This is a genomic window from Micromonospora endophytica (genome assembly GCF_003236305.1).
Taxonomy (GTDB): Bacteria; Actinomycetota; Actinomycetes; order Mycobacteriales; family Micromonosporaceae; genus Micromonospora; species Micromonospora endophytica.
On sequence record NZ_POTX01000143.1, the window covers coordinates 1 to 15,536 of the forward strand.

The 15,536-nt window shown below is 68.7% G+C and carries 10 protein-coding genes; 1 reads left to right on the forward strand and 9 read right to left on the reverse strand.

The window, feature by feature from the left end:
* The 9 genes from C1I93_RS19560 to araB all read right to left on the reverse strand — a co-directional run.
* The coding region (locus tag C1I93_RS19560; protein WP_181445241.1) for a LacI family DNA-binding transcriptional regulator at positions 1–979 on the reverse strand (979 nt) is incomplete at its 3' end.
* Positions 980–1,370: 391 nt separating this feature from the next.
* Positions 1,371–3,482: a family 43 glycosylhydrolase gene (locus tag C1I93_RS19565; RefSeq protein WP_111244748.1), complete on the reverse strand. Its 2,112-nt coding sequence runs from the start codon at positions 3,480–3,482 to the stop codon at positions 1,371–1,373.
* Positions 3,483–3,847: 365 nt separating this feature from the next.
* Entirely contained in the window at positions 3,848–5,350 is a 1,503-nt protein-coding gene (gene araA / locus C1I93_RS19570; RefSeq protein ID WP_111244749.1) for an L-arabinose isomerase, read from the reverse strand.
* A 27-nt stretch (positions 5,351–5,377) separates the two neighbouring features.
* Complete coding sequence (gene yjfF, locus C1I93_RS19575; RefSeq protein ID WP_111244750.1) at positions 5,378–6,367, reverse strand: galactofuranose ABC transporter, permease protein YjfF; 990 nt, start codon at positions 6,365–6,367, stop codon at positions 5,378–5,380.
* Complete coding sequence (locus C1I93_RS19580) at positions 6,364–7,437, reverse strand: ABC transporter permease (RefSeq protein WP_111244751.1); 1,074 nt, start codon at positions 7,435–7,437, stop codon at positions 6,364–6,366. Before C1I93_RS19580 ends, yjfF begins: the two co-directional genes overlap by 4 nt.
* Positions 7,434–8,975, reverse strand: coding sequence for a sugar ABC transporter ATP-binding protein (locus C1I93_RS19585; protein ID WP_111244752.1), 1,542 nt, complete (start codon positions 8,973–8,975; stop codon positions 7,434–7,436). Before C1I93_RS19585 ends, C1I93_RS19580 begins: the two co-directional genes overlap by 4 nt.
* Before the next feature lie 189 nt (positions 8,976–9,164).
* On the reverse strand, positions 9,165–10,169 hold the full coding sequence (locus tag C1I93_RS19590) for an ABC transporter substrate-binding protein (protein WP_223256709.1): 1,005 nt from the start codon (positions 10,167–10,169) through the stop codon (positions 9,165–9,167).
* A gap of 163 nt (positions 10,170–10,332) precedes the next feature.
* Positions 10,333–11,007, reverse strand: coding sequence for an L-ribulose-5-phosphate 4-epimerase (locus C1I93_RS19595; protein WP_111244754.1), 675 nt, complete (start codon positions 11,005–11,007; stop codon positions 10,333–10,335).
* The gene (gene araB, locus C1I93_RS19600) at positions 11,004–12,689 is read right to left on the reverse strand and encodes a ribulokinase (RefSeq protein WP_111244755.1); all 1,686 of its coding nucleotides are present in this window, start codon (positions 12,687–12,689) and stop codon (positions 11,004–11,006) included. The genes C1I93_RS19595 and araB overlap by 4 nt, the downstream gene beginning before the upstream one ends.
* Positions 12,690–13,883: 1,194 nt before the next feature.
* Between araB and C1I93_RS19610 the strand changes: the two genes are divergently transcribed.
* On the forward strand, positions 13,884–15,533 hold the full coding sequence (locus C1I93_RS19610; protein ID WP_111244757.1) for a glycoside hydrolase family 27 protein: 1,650 nt from the start codon (positions 13,884–13,886) through the stop codon (positions 15,531–15,533).
* The last annotated feature ends 3 nt before the right edge of the window (positions 15,534–15,536 follow it).

The following is a 15,536-nucleotide window of genomic DNA, read 5'->3' on the forward strand; positions in this document are numbered from 1 at the left end:
GTGGGGTGCTGACGCTTTGGCGGGCGACCAGGGAGGGTGCGATGGTTTCCCGCAGGGCACCGCCGCTGTCCGTCTCGATCTGAGCCAGCAACATCTCCAGGCTCGCTTGGGCCACCGCGACGAAGTCCGGCCGCACGGTGGTCAGCGGCGGAATGAAGTACGCGGCCTCCGGAACGTCGTCGAAGCCCACCACGCTGATGTCGTCCGGCACCCGGCGGCCGTGCTCGTGCAAGGCCCGCAGCACCCCGAGGGCCAGGTGGTCGTTGGCGGTGAAGACGGCGGTGACGTCCGGCATCCGGGCCAGCATCTGCCCGCACCGGTAGCCGGCCGCTGCCGACCAGTCCGCCGGCACCAGCGGCGGAATCTCCGCTCCGGCCGCGAGTAGCGCCGTCCGCCAGCCGTCGATGCGGCCCGCGCTGTCGAACCAGTCGGACGGCCCGGAGACATGCCAGACGGTACGGTGGCCGGCGTCCAGCAGATGCTGCGTAGCGGCCCGGGCACCGGCGACCTGGTCGACGGTCACCAACGGCATGGGTTGCCGAGGGTCGCCGTCGACGGTGACCAACGGGACGTCCTTGGGTAGCCGTTCCAGTGCCTCGCCGGCCGACTCCACCGGCGCGATCACCACGATGCCGGCGACCCGGTGGGCCAGGTGCCGCTCGACGACAGCGGAAATGGACCGGTGATCGAGGTCGCGTACGCTGCCCACGCTCACCGCGAAGCCCGACTCGGCGGCCGTCTGTTCCAGGGCGGCCAGCAATGACGCCGGACCGTAGAGGGTGGTGTTCTGCGCGACCACGCCGATCACCTGAGAGCGACCGGTGACCAGCGCCCGGGCCGCTCGGTTCGGCCGGTAGCCCAGTTCGGCGATTGCCGCCTGAACCCGCAGCCGGGTTTGTTCACGCACGTTCGGGTGGCCATTGAGCACTCGCGAAACCGTCTGGTGGGAGACGCCAGCGAGGCGAGCCACGTCCGTCATCGCAGGATCGCGTACGGCCATCTCACACTCCCGCATGCCCGTGGGTCGCCGCGGCCCGTCGACGCTGATCGGAGCGGCCTTGATTCACGATCCCTCTCGCGGCGCCCACACCGGTCCGTGCCCGCCGGGTGGCTAGCGCTAGATCACGGACAGTCTACGCCAGCAACGATATCGATTGCCGACAGGTCACGCGGGTGTTCCGGGGTCCGCGCAGGGCGTGAGTCGGTGCCGCACTCCCGGCGGGAGTGCGGCACCGACTCGCAGGGTGCGCGGGTGGCGCTCGGCGGACGCCACCCGCGCGTCACCGGACTCCGGTGATCCCCCTACCGGTGGGTGGCGCCGCCGGAGGAAGACGCCACGCCCGCTCCGAGGGGCCGCCTGACGATCACCGTCACGGCGTGGCCAGCTCGAAGCGACGCACGGTCACCGCGCCGCCCAGCGCCTGGGTGGCGTAGTTGAAGATGGCGAACCGGTACCCCATGAAGAACGTCCAGTTGTTGTTGAGCGTCAGGGCGTTGCCCAGCGAGACGAAGTTGACCCCGTCGGTGCTGTACGAGAAGCGGGCCTGCCGGCCGGCACCCGGTCGGATGTCGGCATTGGCCCGCAGCCAGATCCGGCCGCCGGAGACCGCGGCACTGGCGATCTCGCTGCCCGTGCTGCTGGTGTCCCAGTTGCTGTTCATGTTCAGCCCGTTGGTCATGACGACCCGGGTCGTTCCGTTGTCGCGTCTGACCCCGATCCAGGCCGAGACGTCCCGCAGCATGGCGAGCCCGGCGCGGTCACCGTCACGCATCGTGGAGTAGTCGAGCTCGATGGTGCCGGTGGAGCTCGGACCCTGGATGCGGTGGGTGATCGTGTTGCGGGCCCGGTAGAGGTCGTTGGTCACGGTGGCGGTCTGCAGCCGCAGGCCGTTGTTCACCGACCACCGGCTGTTGTCCGGGTTGTGGTTCCACTCGTACTGCGGGCCGAGCGTGGTGCCGGGGAAGGTGTCGACGCCGGTGAGCGGCTTGACCGGGCGCAGCGGCAGCGGGTTCGGGTAGTTGACGCCCCAGGCACCGTTGACCGTCTGCACCTGCGGCCAGCCGTCGGCGGTCCAGGTGATCGGGGCCAGGGTCGGCATCCGGCCGCCCGGGAAGGCGTCGGTGAAGGCCATGTAGTACCAGGCGCCGTTCGGCAGCTGCACCAGCCCACCCTGGTGGGGCACCCCGCCGCCGGAGATCGGGCCCTGCATGTTCAGCAGCACCTGCCGCTGCTCGTACGGGCCGAAGGGTCCGTTCGTCGACTTCAGCACGTACTGGCCGTTGGCCGGACGGGTCAACCAGATGTAGTAGGCGCCGTTGCGCTTGTAGAAGCGGGCGCCTTCCAGGGTGCCGATGCTCGACGGGGTCTGGTACACCTGCTGGGACCGCACCTGGCTACGCCCGTCGGCGGAGAGCTGCGCCACGCTGATGGTGCCGTTGCCGTACGCGACGTACATGGTGTCGTTGTCGTCGATCAGCATGCCGGCGTCGTAGTAGCAGTTCGGGATGGTGGTGTGCCGGCTCCAGGTGCCGTCCACGGCCGAGGCGGTGTAGATGTGGGTCTGGGCGAAGTCGATGCAGCCGGCCCAGTAGTACGTCTGGTTGCTCTGCCGGTAGGCCAGGGTGGAGGCCCAGATGCCGTCCACGTACGCCTGTTGTCCGGCCGGCAGGTCATACTTGGTGCCGAATTCCAGTCGGGGCACCGAGTGTCCGGCGAACTCCCAGTTCACCAGGTCGTACGAGCGCAGGATCGGGGCACCCGGCGAGTAGTGCATGGTCGAGGCGGTCATGTAGTAGACCTCGCCGACCCGGATCACCTCGACGTCGGCGAAGTCCTGCCAGACCACCGGGTTGGTGAAGTTCCCGCCACCCGACGGCGGCGGGGTGGTCGGGCCCGGGGTGGGGTTGGTGCCGTCGACGCGGACGAGTTGCCACTGCTGGTTGCTGCCGTTCCAGTCGTCGTACTGGACGATGTTGCCGCCGTCGGCGGTCGAGGCGCTCTGCACCTCCACCGCCTTGTTGCTGTTGCGGTTGATCAGCCGCACGTACCCGCCGTCGGAGTCGGCCAGGCGGAACTGCTGGTTGGTGCCGTTACCGTCACTCCACTGCACGATCGACGCGCCGTTGGCGGTGGAGAAGTTGTAGACGTCAAGCACCTTGCCGGAATGCCGCGACTTGACCCGGTAGTAGCCACCACCGGAGTCCACGAACTGCCACTGCTGCTGGTTGCCGTTGTTACGCGTCCACTGGGTGATCCGCGCCCCATCGTTGGTAGCCAGGTTGTAGACGTCCAACGCCTTGCCACTGTTGCGGTTCACCAACACGTACCACGCGTTGGTGTCCACCGTCGCGGCGGCGGCCGGTGAGGGTGCCACGGCCGCCAACGCGCCGCCCACAGTCACCGCCGCGACCGCGGCGACAATCCGCGACAACCACTTGCGCCGACCCGGCGCAGGCCGGGTGATCCGGTCCAAGACAGCCATGATCTTCCTTCCGGGTACGAGGTGCCGTACGACCACCGACCGGCGCCGTCTGCACTGCGGCGTGGCTCGCCCTGCCGGGGAGCCGCGATAATGTGATCGCTAACAATTGCCGCCCTGCCCAGGGGAGGCAAAACACCTAGGTTCGACTGTGACGCGACGTGAATGCCCCAGCTACGGCTAGACATCGTCGACTGTCACTATTGACTGTGAGCGATAACAGGGTCTTAGTCAAGATGTAACATGGCTGAGATCCGCGCGGCAGATGAGGGCACGGTGAACTGCGGCCGCAGCCGGTGTCGTTCGACGAAAAGCGGCGGGCTGGGCCCGACTGTGTCGGACCCGGCCCGCCGCCGGACGCGTCGCGGTCAGAAGCCTCGGGCGAGGCGGTAGTACGCCTGGTTCCAGCGCAGCTCGTCGGCGAACCGGCGCGGCTCGGTGTCGGCGTCGATGACGACGAGTTCGGTACGGGCCATCTCGGCGAGGTCGTGCAGCTCCTCCGTGCCCACCGCCTGGGACAGCACGGTGTGGTGCGGGGCGCCCGCGGTGATCCACGACTCGGCGGACGTGGGCATGCTCGGGCGGGGACGCCAGACGGCCCGCGCCACCGGCAGCCGCGGCAGCGGCTGCGGCGGCGGCACCACGTCGACCTCGTTGGCCACCAGCCGGAACCGCTCACCCATGTCCGCCAGGCCGAGCACCACCGCCGGGCCGGGTTCGGCGTCGAAGACCAGCCGGACCGGGTCCTCCCGGCCGCCGATGCCCAGCGGGTGGATCTCCACGTTCGGCACGCCCGCGGCGATCGTCGGGCACACCTCGAGCATGTGGGCGCCGAGAATCAGTTCCTCACCGGGAGTCAGGTCGTAGGTGTAGTCCTCCATGAACGACGTGCCGCCGGTGGTGCCGACCGACATCGCCTTGAGGGTGTGCACCAGCACGGAGGTCTTCCAGTCCCCCTCCCCGCCGAAGCCGTACCCGTCGGCCATCAGCCGCTGCACGGCGATGCCGGGCAGTTGCCGCAGACCGCCGAGATCCTCGAAGTTGCTGGTGAACGCGCGGAAGCCGCCGGCCTCCAGGAACGTACGCAGACCGATCTCCTGCCGGGCCGCGTACCGCAGCGACTCGTGCCGCTCACCACCGGGGCGCAGTTCGGCAACCACCCGGAAGGTGTCGTCGTACTCCTTGACCAGGTCGTCGATCTGCGCGTCGGCGACCTCGTCGACCGCCTTGACCAGGTCGTTGACCCCGTAGGTGTTGACCGAGACGCCGAAGCGCAGCTCCGCCTCGACCTTGTCGCCCTCGGTCACCGCGACGTCGCGCATGTTGTCACCGAAGCGCGCCAGGCGCAGCGACCTCATCGCCGACCAGCCGATCGCCGCCCGGGTCCAGGCACCGACGCGCTGCGCGACGCGCGGGTCGCTCACGTGCCCGGCGACCGTCTTGCGGGCCACCCCGAGTCGGGTCTGGATGTACCCGAACTCCCGGTCGCCGTGCGCGGCCTGGTTCAGGTTCATGAAGTCCATGTCGATGTCGGCCCATGGCAGCAGGACGTTGGCCTGGGTGTGCAGGTGCAGCAGCGGTGTCCGCAGCGCGTCCAGACCCGAGATCCACATCTTCGCCGGTGAGAAGGTGTGCATCCAGGCGATGACCCCGACCGCGCCCTGCCCGGCGGCGTCCCGGCAGACCTTGAGAATGTCGGCGCTGGTGGTCAGCACCGGTTTCCACACCACCCGGGCGGGGATGTCCGGCGAGTCGTCGAGCAGGGCGGCGATCTGACGGGACTGCTCGGCCACCTGCCGGAGGGTGTCCTCGCCGTACAAGGGCTGGCTTCCGGTCAGGAACCAGACCTCGGGTTGGGGGTGTGTTGCCATGGGAGTTGCCTTCCGCGAGAGGGGCGGTTACTTGTAGCGGATGCCGATGAGGCGCTGGAACAGGATGAACGCGAAGAGTAGCCCCCCGATCACAATCTTAGTCCACCAGGAATTGAGGCTGCCGTCGAAAGTGATGAGTGTCTGGATCACGCCGAGCACCAGCACGCCGAGCACGGTGCCGAAGATGTATCCCGCGCCTCCGGTGAGGACGGTTCCTCCGATCACCACCGCCGCGATCACGTCGAGTTCCATGCCGACCCCGATCAGCGGGGCACCGGAGAGGGTGTAGAAGGAGAGCAGGATCCCGCCGATCGCCGAGCAGAGCCCGCTGATGGTGTAGACGGCGATCCGGGTACGCCCCACCGGCAGCCCCATCAGCAGCGCCGACTGCGGGTTGCCGCCGATCGCGTACACGTTGCGGCCCAGCCGGGTGTAGGCCAGCACGTACGCGGCGACCACGACCACGGCGAGCACGATCAGCACACTTATCGAGACGAAGTTGCCTCGGGGATCACCGATGCGGTACTGCGACATCGTGGTCCAGAAGCCGTCGGTGATCGGGATCGAGGCGTCACTGATGAACGTGCACATGCCACGGGCGAAGAACATGCCGGCCAGGGTGACGATGAACGGCTGGATGTCGAAGTAATGGATCGCGCAGCCCATCAGGAACCCGAGCGTCGGTCCGATGAGCAGTGCGATGACCAGCACCAGCAGCGCCGGCAGGCCCGACTGGAGCAGCCACGCGGAGACCATCGCGGTCATCGCGACCACCGAGCCGACCGACAGGTCGATGCCGCCGGTGAGGATCACGAAGGTCATCCCGACCGCGACCACGAGCAGGAAGCCGTTGTCGATGAAGACGTTGAAGATGACCTGGACGTTGGAGAAGGCGCGGTACTGGGACACGCCGACGGCGTACATGACCAGCAGCAGGGCGAGGGTGACGAGCACCGGCACGTGCCGCCGGGGCAGCCGGGCCCACCTCGGCCCGGCGGTCAGCGAGGTCGTGGTCATGCCGACACCTCCTCCTTCTGCCGGGGCGCCGACGGGGTCGACGGGGTGGGGGTGCCGCGCCTACGTCGGCTGAGCTTGGCGCGGAAGGCCGGTGCCTGGATGAGGCAGACAGCGATGACGACCACCGCCTTGAACAGCAGTGCCGTCTGCGGGGAGATGTTCATGGCGTACACCGTCGTGGTGAGAGTCTGGATGATCAACGCACCGAGGATGGTGCCGCCGAGATAGAACCGGCCGCCGGCCAGCGAGGTGCCACCGATGACGACCGCGAGGATCGCGTCGAGTTCCACCCAGAGGCCGGCGTTGTTGCCGTCGGCGCTGGAGACGTTTGCCGTCATCATGAAGCCGGCGATCGCGGCGCACACGGCGCTCACCACGTAGACGAGGAAGACCATCCGGGCCGACCGGATACCGGCCAGGCGGCTGGCCTCGCGGTTGCCACCCACCGACTCGATGATCATGCCGAGCGCCGTGCGGCGGGTGAGCCCCGCCACCAGCAGGGCCGCACCGAGCGCGATGAAGATCGCGAGCGGCAGGGTGAGGAAGTGCCCCAGACCGATCGCCCGGTACGGGCCGGAGTTGATGGTGATGATCTGGCCCTCGGTGACCAGCTGGGCGATGCCCCGGCCGGCCACCATCAAAATGAGGGTGGCGATGATCGGCTGGATGCCGATCACGGACACCAGGATGCCGTTCCACGCGCCGAGCGCGAGGGCGACACCGAGCGCCATGGCCAGCGCGGTGAAGACGGTGACCATGTTGTTCTGGTCGGCGGCCTGGCTGATGTGCAGGCAGGCGATGGCACCGCTGATGGCGCAGATCGAGCCGACCGACAGGTCGATGCCGCCGGTGGAGATGACAAGGGTCATGCCCAGCGCGACCAGGATCAGCGGGGCGCTCAGCCGGAGGATGTCGATGGGCGTGCCGTACAGGTGGCCGTTGTTGACCTCGATGCTCAGGAAGCCGGGCCGGTAGACGGTGTTGGCCGCGAGCAGCACCACGAGCACGGCGACCGGCCAGAAGAGCCGGTGGCTGAGGACGGCCTGGTAGCGGTTCTTGGCGTCGGTCACTGGGTCACCTCCTCGCGCGTAGCACCGCTGGCGATGGTCTGCATCACCCGGTCGGCATCCACGGTGTCGTCGTTGTCGAGCTGGGCGACCATCTCCCGGTCCCGCATCACCGCGACCTTGTGGCTCAGCCGCAGCACCTCCTCCAACTCGGCGGAGATGAACAGCACGGCCATGCCGCCGTCGGAGAGCTGCACCACCAGCTTCTGGATCTCGGCCTTGGCGCCGATGTCGATGCCCCGGGTGGGTTCGTCCAGGATGAGCAGTCGTGGCTCGGTGATCAGCCAGCGGGCCAACAGGACCTTCTGCTGGTTGCCGCCGGAGAGGTTGCGCACCGGCAGGTCGGGATTGGCGGGCCGGATGCTCAGCGCCTTGATGTACTGCGCGACCAGCTCGTCCTGGCGACGCCGCGGAATCGGACGCAGCCAGCCCCGGGCGGCCTGCATCGCCAGGATCATGTTCTCCCGGACGCTCAGGTCGGGGATGATCCCCTCGGCGCGGCGGTTCTCCGAGCAGAACCCGACGCCGTGCTCGATGGCCTGCACCGGGTTACGCAGGCTGGTCGGCTTGCCGTTCACCGAGACCTCGCCCCGGTCGGAACGGTCCGCGCCGAAGAACAGCCGCGCCACCTCCGTACGCCCGGAGCCGAGGAGACCGGCCAGGCCGACTACCTCGCCGGCGTGGATGGTGAGGCTGAACGGGGCGACCGCCCCCTTGCGGGCCAGCTCGGAGACCTCCACGAACGGGGTCCCGCCCTCCAGCGCGGCCAGTTCCCGCCGGGGCTGTTCCTCGATCCGTTCGAGGACGTCGAGTTCCTTGCCGATCATCTTCTCGACCAGCGCCAGCTGCGGCAGCTCGGCGGTCGGGTACTCGCCGACAAGCGTGCCGTTGCGCAGCACCGTGATCCGGTCGGCGATGCCGTAGACCTGGTCGAGGAAGTGGGTCACGAAGAGGATGGCGATGCCCTCGTCCCGCAGCTGACGCATGATCCGGAACAGCTGGGCCACCTCACCGGCATCCAGACTGGAGGTCGGTTCGTCCAGGATCAGCACCCGGGCCTGCACATCGATCGCGCGGGCGATGGCGACCATCTGCTGCACCGCCAGCGAGTAGCTCGCCACCGGCGCGGTGACGTCGATGTCGAGGTCCAGCCGGGTCAGCAGTTGCCGGGCCCGGCGCCGGATCTCGCCCCACCGCACGGCGCCGAACCGGCGGGGCTCCCGGCCGATGAAGATGTTCTCCGCCACCGAGAGGTTCGGGCAGAGGTTGACCTCCTGGTAGACCGTGCTGACCCCGGCCGCGGACGCCTGCATCGGCCCGCTGAAGGCCACCTGCTCGTCGCCAAGCGTGACGACACCCTCGTCGATGCCGTAGACGCCGGTCAACACCTTGATCAGGGTCGACTTGCCGGCGCCGTTCTCGCCCATCAGGGCGTGCACCTCACCGGGGAAGAGCTGGAAGTCGACGTTATGGAGTGCGCGCACCCCGGGAAAGGACTTGCTGATCCCGGTCATCGTCAGGACCGGACGGCTATCCGTCATCCCATCAGACTTTCTTCTGGGTTCTATCGGTACGGATGGGTCACGGCGTTCCTGTCGTGTCCGCCCGGCCGACCTGTGGGCCGACCGGGCGGACACGACACGGGATTGTCGGGCCAGACGCCCAGTCCGTCGGGAAAGTGGTCTACGCGGCGGGGCCGCCACCTACCGTGTGGCGGCCCCTGGCGTCGATCAGTACTTGCGGGTCGGCAGGGCCGCCTTGGCCTGCTCCTGCGTGAAGGTGGTCTCCTCGGTCTCGACCCGGGCCGGCACCTCTTCACCGGCGTGCACCTTCTTGGCCAGCTCCATCAGCTGTGGGCCGAGCAGCGGGCTGCACTCCGCGATGAAGTTGAACTTGCCGTCGGCCAGGGCCTGCATGCCGTCCTTGACCGCGTCGATGGTGATGATGGTGATGTCCTTGCCGGGCGTCTTGCCCGCCGCGGTGATCGCCTCGAGCGCACCCAGACCCATGTCGTCGTTGTGCGCGAAGAGCACGTCGATCTTCGGGTGGGCCTTGAGGAACTGCTCCATGACCTGCTTGCCGCCGGCGCGGGTGAAGTCACCGGACTGGGAGGCGATGACCTTCAGCTTGGGGTCGGCCGCGATCGCCGCGGCGAAGCCCTCCTTGCGGTCGTTGGCCGGGGCCGAGCCGGTGGTGCCCTGCAACTCGACGATGTTCACGTCACCGGTCGCGTCCTTGGAGTTCTCCACCAGCCACTCCCCCGACAGCCGGCCTTCCTTCACGAAGTCCGAGCCGAGGAAGGTCTTGTAGAGCGACTTGTCGGCCGAGTCCACCGCGCGGTCGGTCAGGATGACCGGGATGCCGGCGTCCTTGGCCTCCTTGAGCACGGTGTCCCATCCGGACTCCACCACCGGCGAGAAGGCGATCACGTCGACCTTCTGCTGGATGTAGTTGCGGATGGCCTTGATCTGGTTTTCCTGCTTCTGCTGGGCGTCGTCGAACTTCAGCTCGATGCCCGCCTCGGCTGCCGCCTCCTTGACGGAGGTGCTGTTGGCCGTCCGCCAGCCGCTCTCCGCGCCGACCTGGGAGAAGCCCATCACGATCTTCTCGTTGTCGCCACCGCCTTCGGAGCCGGTGTCGCTGTTGCCGCAGGCAGCCACGCTGCCGGCGAGCAGGAGGGCGGCCAGAGCCGCGACGGCGCGCCGAGGCGCGAGGGACATTTGCATGTTTCTCATCGGTACTCCTCGGGGTGGGGTGGGGTGCCCACGCCGCCCGCAAGGTGCACGGGCGACGGTTGTGGTGCGGATGTGTGCGTGGATGTGGTGCCTGTGGTGCGGATCGGGTGGTGCGGGGTGGTGCGGGTACGGTGCACGGGCCGTCGCTGGCCCGCGACCGGGTTCAGGAGGTCGCCGGCGCGGCGGGGCGCTGGCCGTACACGTTCTGGTAGCGGGCGTAGAGGGCGTCGATGTCGGCCGGCGCGATCGGCACCGGCTGCCCGAGCGCGCGGGCCAGGTGCGCGGTCCGGGCGACGTCCTCGCACATCACCGCGGCCTTGACCGCGGCCCGGGCGGTGGGCCCGATGGTGAAGACGCCGTGGTTGCGCATCAGCACCGCCGGCGAACGGTGCCCGGTGAGGGTGCTGACGATCCCCTTGCCGATGTCGTCACCGCCGATCAACGCGAACGGGCCGACCGGGATCTCGCCACCGAACTCGTCGGCCTGCGCGGTCAGGTAGCACGGAATCGACTCGCCCCGTGCCGCCCAGGCGGTCGCGTACGTGCTGTGGGTGTGGACCACCCCACCGACCTCCGGCATGGCCCGGTAGACGTACGCGTGCGCGGCGGTGTCGCTCGACGGCGACAACTCACCCTCGACCGGTACGCCGTCGAGGTCACAGAGCACCATGTTCTCCGCCGACAGGTCGTCGTAGTCGACGCCGCTGGGCTTGATGATCATCAGATCCCGGCCGGGCACCCGGGCCGAGACGTTGCCGGCCGTCCAGGCCACCAGCCCGTACCGGGTCAGCTCACCGTGCAGGCGGGCGACGGTCTCGCGTAGCTCTTGCTCGGTCATGCGACCCCCTCCAGCGCGGTGTCCTGCGGCGACGCGGCGTCCTCGGCGGCCGCGTTCCGGATCGTCCGCAGACGCAGCATCACGTCGTTGGCGCCACGACCGAAGTGGTCGTGCAGCGTCCGGTACTCGGCATAGAGGGCGTCGTACGCCCGTGCCCGGTCCGGGTCCGGCCGGTAGACCGCCTCGCTCACCCGGCCCATCGCCTGCGACGCCTCGTGGATCGAGGGGTAGGCCCCGGCGGCCACGGCGGCGTGGATGGCCGAGCCGAGCGCGGGTCCCTGCGCGGAACCGATGATGCCCAGCGGCCGGTTGGTGACGTCGGCGTAGATCTGCATCAGCAGCTTGTTCGAGGTGAGCCCACCGGCGATCACCAGATCGTCGACGTGCACCCCCGCCGCCACGAACGCCTCGATGATCATCCGGGTGCCGTACGCGGTCGCCTCCAGCAGCGCCCGGTAGATGTCCTCGGGACGGGTGGCCAGGGTGAGTCCGACGATCATTCCGCTGAGATCGTGGTTGACCAGCAGCGAGCGGTTGCCGTTCCACCAGTCCAGCGCGACCAGACCGTGGGCGCCGACCGGCTGCGCCGCGGCCAACTCGGTGAGCCGCTCGTGCGAGGCCACCTCGGCCGGCGCGGCGTGCGTGACGAACCAGCCGAAGATGTCACCGACACCGCTCTGTCCGGCCTCGTAGCCCCACGCGCCGGCGCTGATGCCACCGTCCACGACGCCACACATCCCGGCCACCTCGGCAGGGTGCTCGCCGTTGACCACGTGGCAGGTGGAGGTACCCATGATCGCCACCAGCCGACCCGGGTGCAGCGCCTGCGCGGAGGCGGCGGTGACGTGGGCGTCGACGTTGCCGACCGCCACCGCGATCCCCTGCGGCAGGCCCGTCCACGCGGCGGCCTCGGCGGTCAACTCGCCCGCCTTGTCGCCGAGCGGCAGCAGCGGACCGTCCAGCTTGTCCACGAAGTCGCCGAAGTCGGGGTTGAGCGCGATCAGGTAGTCCGTCGACGGGTACTTGCCGTCCTGCATGATGCCCTTGTAGCCGGCCGTGCAGACGTTGCGGGTCTCCACACCGCACAGTTGCCACACGATCCAGTCGGCGGCCTCGATGAAGCGCGCAGCCCGCCCGTACACCTCCGGGTCCTCCTCCAGGAGCTGGAGGCCCTTGGCGTACTGCCACTCGGCGGAGATCTTTCCGCCGTACCGCCCGATCCACGGCTCGCCGCGCTCGTGGGCCAACGCGTTGATCCGGTCGGCGTGCGGCTGGGCCGCGTGGTGCTTCCAGAGCTTCACCCAGGAGTGCGGGCGCTGACGCAGCTCCGGCACCTCGCACAGGGGCGTACCGTCGGCGAGCGTCGGCAGGACGGTGCACGCGGTGAAGTCGATGCCGATGCCGACGACGTCGGCGGGATCCACCCCGGCGGCGGCCACCGCCGCCGGCACGGCCCGCCGCAACACCTCGCGGTAGTCCTCGGGATCCTGCAACGCCCAGTCGGGCGGCAGGTGCGTGCCGTCCTCCGGCAGGGCGGAGCTGATGACCCCGTTGCGGTATTCGTGCACCGCGGTCCCCAACTCGGCGCCGTCCCGGATCCGGACGACCAGGGCCCGCCCCGACAGGGTCCCGTAGTCCACCCCGACGACGTACCGGTCGCCCGCTTGGTCCACACCGCTCATCTTCACCTCCGGCCGATGACGAACCTCAGTGTTAACGCTCACATCCGGTGCCGTCAAGACACCTTCCGGCAACAGCTCCGTAACGGAGCACGGCACCGTTTCCGGCTCCGCCCGTGGCCACCGAGCCGGTGGTCCTACCCACCGTCACCACCCCAGCACCGTCCGGGCGTGGCGGAATCGTAGTCGCAATCACTTCACCCGGGGTACCTGCGCGTCGCCCCCTCCACACCCGGTCAGGCAAAGGCGCAGGTCACATCGGAGACACCGGGAAACATCCACACCGCGGGTCGACCGACCCCGACCACCGGTTCCGCCATCCGGGACGGCAGGCGCGGGCATCCGTACGCAGCGCATCCACCTCCGCCGCAACCACCGACCGCCATACCGACTCAAGGACCAGACGCAAGCCCAGTGGAGGCCAGCACGCCCCGGACCACGGCATGGACGTGCCGGCGGAGATGATCCGGGCGGACAGTCGTGCCGGCGCAGCTGGACCTGCCGGCGGAGGCCGTCATACCCGGCCCAGTCAGTCATGTCAGCGCCGGCGGACGTGCCCGGATGGCCGGACATGCCCTCGTGGCGAATGGTGCAAGGACGGCGATCCAGCCGACGCCGCAGCGAGCGCTGACACCGCCGATCAGACCATCGAAATCGAGCGGCACACCCGAGGTCGGGCCCGAGCGCCCGAGGCCGATCCACTGCGGATCCGGCCCATATTAGCGTTAACAATGTCGGCTTCCGTGGATTGATCAATTTCCTCAACCGCAACCGCGCGTGAAGCTGCCGGGCCTATCGATCGTCGACTCCTGATCCGACTGACAAGGGGCTTCGGCAGCAGAGAGCGGGGCACACCCCCGTCCCGCTGCCGCCAGCACCAGTCGCAGCGTTACGAAATGATTTACAGGATTGGATGTCAGCGATAACATCGCTGACATCGATACGTCCGGTGGCCGGGTGAACCACCACCTCACCAGGGCCGCCGCTGGGCGTGACGACGATGACGGCCGACGCGATCCGCGGGCGGGCCGTCGGCGGCAGGCGTCCCGCCACGGCCCGGTCGCTCCCTTCACCCGAGACGAGCAGGCGACAACGCGTACCCGATCTCTGTCGACGGTGTTCCGGAGCATTCCCCACCACACGCGGTCGGTCATCGACGACTGGCACCTGCCCGCCCTGTGACCCGAGGAGGATCGAATGCGCGCACGACCACGATGGTTGGCCGTCCTGAGCGTCCTGATGTTGACGCTCACCGCGGTCGTCGTCGACGGAATCCACTCGCCGAAACCCGCGCAAGCGCTCAACAATGGCGTCGCGCGTACCCCACCGATGGGGTGGAACACCTGGAACACCTTCGGCTGCAACATCAACGAGACGCTGATCCGGCAGATGGCCGACACCATCGTCAGCACCGGGATGCGCGACCTCGGCTACAAGTACGTCGTCGTCGACGACTGCTGGTTCAACCCCAACCGCGACGCGCAGGGCAACCTCCAGGCCGACCCGGGGCGCTTCCCCAGCGGCATGAAGGCGCTCGGTGACTACCTGCACGCCCGCGGCCTGCTCTTCGGCATCTATCAGGTGCCGCGGGAGAAGACCTGCGCCCAGTACTTCGGCGCCTGGCCCGGCGCTACCGGCAGTCTGGGACACGAGTACCAGGACGCCCGGCAGTTCGCCGCCTGGGGCGTCGACTTCCTCAAGTACGACTGGTGCTCGCCCTGGGGCACCATCAACGACCAGATCGCCGGGTTCTCCCTGATGCGCGACGCCCTGGCCGCCACCGGCCGGCCGATCGTCTACAGCATCAATCCCAACAGCATCCACGAGAAGACCGGGCCGCAACGCAACTGGGGCGACATCGCCAACATGTGGCGGACCACCGAGGACATCACCAACGCGTGGAACACCGGCCAGACCAACGGCTACCCGATGGGCATCCAGAACATCGTGAACGTCAACGTGCCGCTGGCCTCGTACGCCTCGCCGGGCTCCTTCAACGACCCGGACATGCTCGTGGTCGGCAACGGCGGCATGAACGACACCGAGATGCGCAGCCACTTCGCCCTCTGGGCCATCATGGCGGCACCGCTCATCGCCGGTAACGACCTCCGCAACGCCAACGCGGCGACCATGAACATCCTGCGCAACCAGCACCTGATCGCCATCAACCAGGACCCACTGGCGCTTCAGGCCGTGCAGGTCTCCAACGACGGCACCCGCCGGGTGCTGGCCAAGCGGCTGGCCAACGGTGATGTCGCAGTCGCCCTGCTGAACCAGGGCAGCTCCACCACCACCGTCTCCACCACCGCCGCGGCGATCGGCAAGTCGGGCAGTTCGTTCACCCTCCTCGACGCCTGGACGGGCGGCACCTCGACCAGCACCGGCACCATCTCCGCAAGCGTGCCGGCCCACGGCACGGCGGTGTTCCGGGTCAGTGGTGGCGGCACCACCAACCCGCCGACGCCCACCACCTTCCGGCTCCGCAGCGAGTCGTCAGGCCGCTGCCTCGACGTCAACAACAGCGCCACCGCCAACGGCACCGCGGCCCTGATCTGGGACTGCCACAGCAACAGCAACCAGAGCATCACCCAGAGCGGTCAGGCCCTCCAGGTGCTCGGTAAGTGCCTGAACATCTCGACGAGCGCCACCGCCGGCGCGCCGGTGCAGATCTGGGACTGCAACGGCGGCACCAACCAGCAGTGGACCTTCAACGGCAACGGCACCATCAGCAGCGTCCGTTTCCCGAACCTCTGCCTGGACGTCAACAACAACGGCACCGCAAACGGCACCGCCGTGATCGTGTGGTCCTGCCACACCGCACCCAACCAGCGCTGGACCCGCGCCTAACCC

Excerpts from the sequence above, each read along its gene's own strand:
- C1I93_RS19595 (WP_111244754.1), bottom strand. The coding sequence starts at position 11,007 with ATGACCGAGCAAGAGCTACGCGAGACCGTCGCCCGCCTGCACGGTGAG.
- araB (WP_111244755.1), bottom strand. The coding sequence starts at position 12,689 with ATGAGCGGTGTGGACCAAGCGGGCGACCGGTACGTCGTCGGGGTGGAC.
- C1I93_RS19565 (WP_111244748.1), bottom strand. The coding sequence starts at position 3,482 with ATGGCTGTCTTGGACCGGATCACCCGGCCTGCGCCGGGTCGGCGCAAG.
- yjfF (WP_111244750.1), bottom strand. The coding sequence starts at position 6,367 with ATGACCACGACCTCGCTGACCGCCGGGCCGAGGTGGGCCCGGCTGCCC.
- araA (WP_111244749.1), bottom strand. The coding sequence starts at position 5,350 with ATGGCAACACACCCCCAACCCGAGGTCTGGTTCCTGACCGGAAGCCAG.
- C1I93_RS19590 (WP_223256709.1), bottom strand. The coding sequence starts at position 10,169 with ATGAGAAACATGCAAATGTCCCTCGCGCCTCGGCGCGCCGTCGCGGCT.
- C1I93_RS19585 (WP_111244752.1), bottom strand. The coding sequence starts at position 8,975 with ATGACGGATAGCCGTCCGGTCCTGACGATGACCGGGATCAGCAAGTCC.
- C1I93_RS19610 (WP_111244757.1), top strand. The coding sequence starts at position 13,884 with ATGCGCGCACGACCACGATGGTTGGCCGTCCTGAGCGTCCTGATGTTG.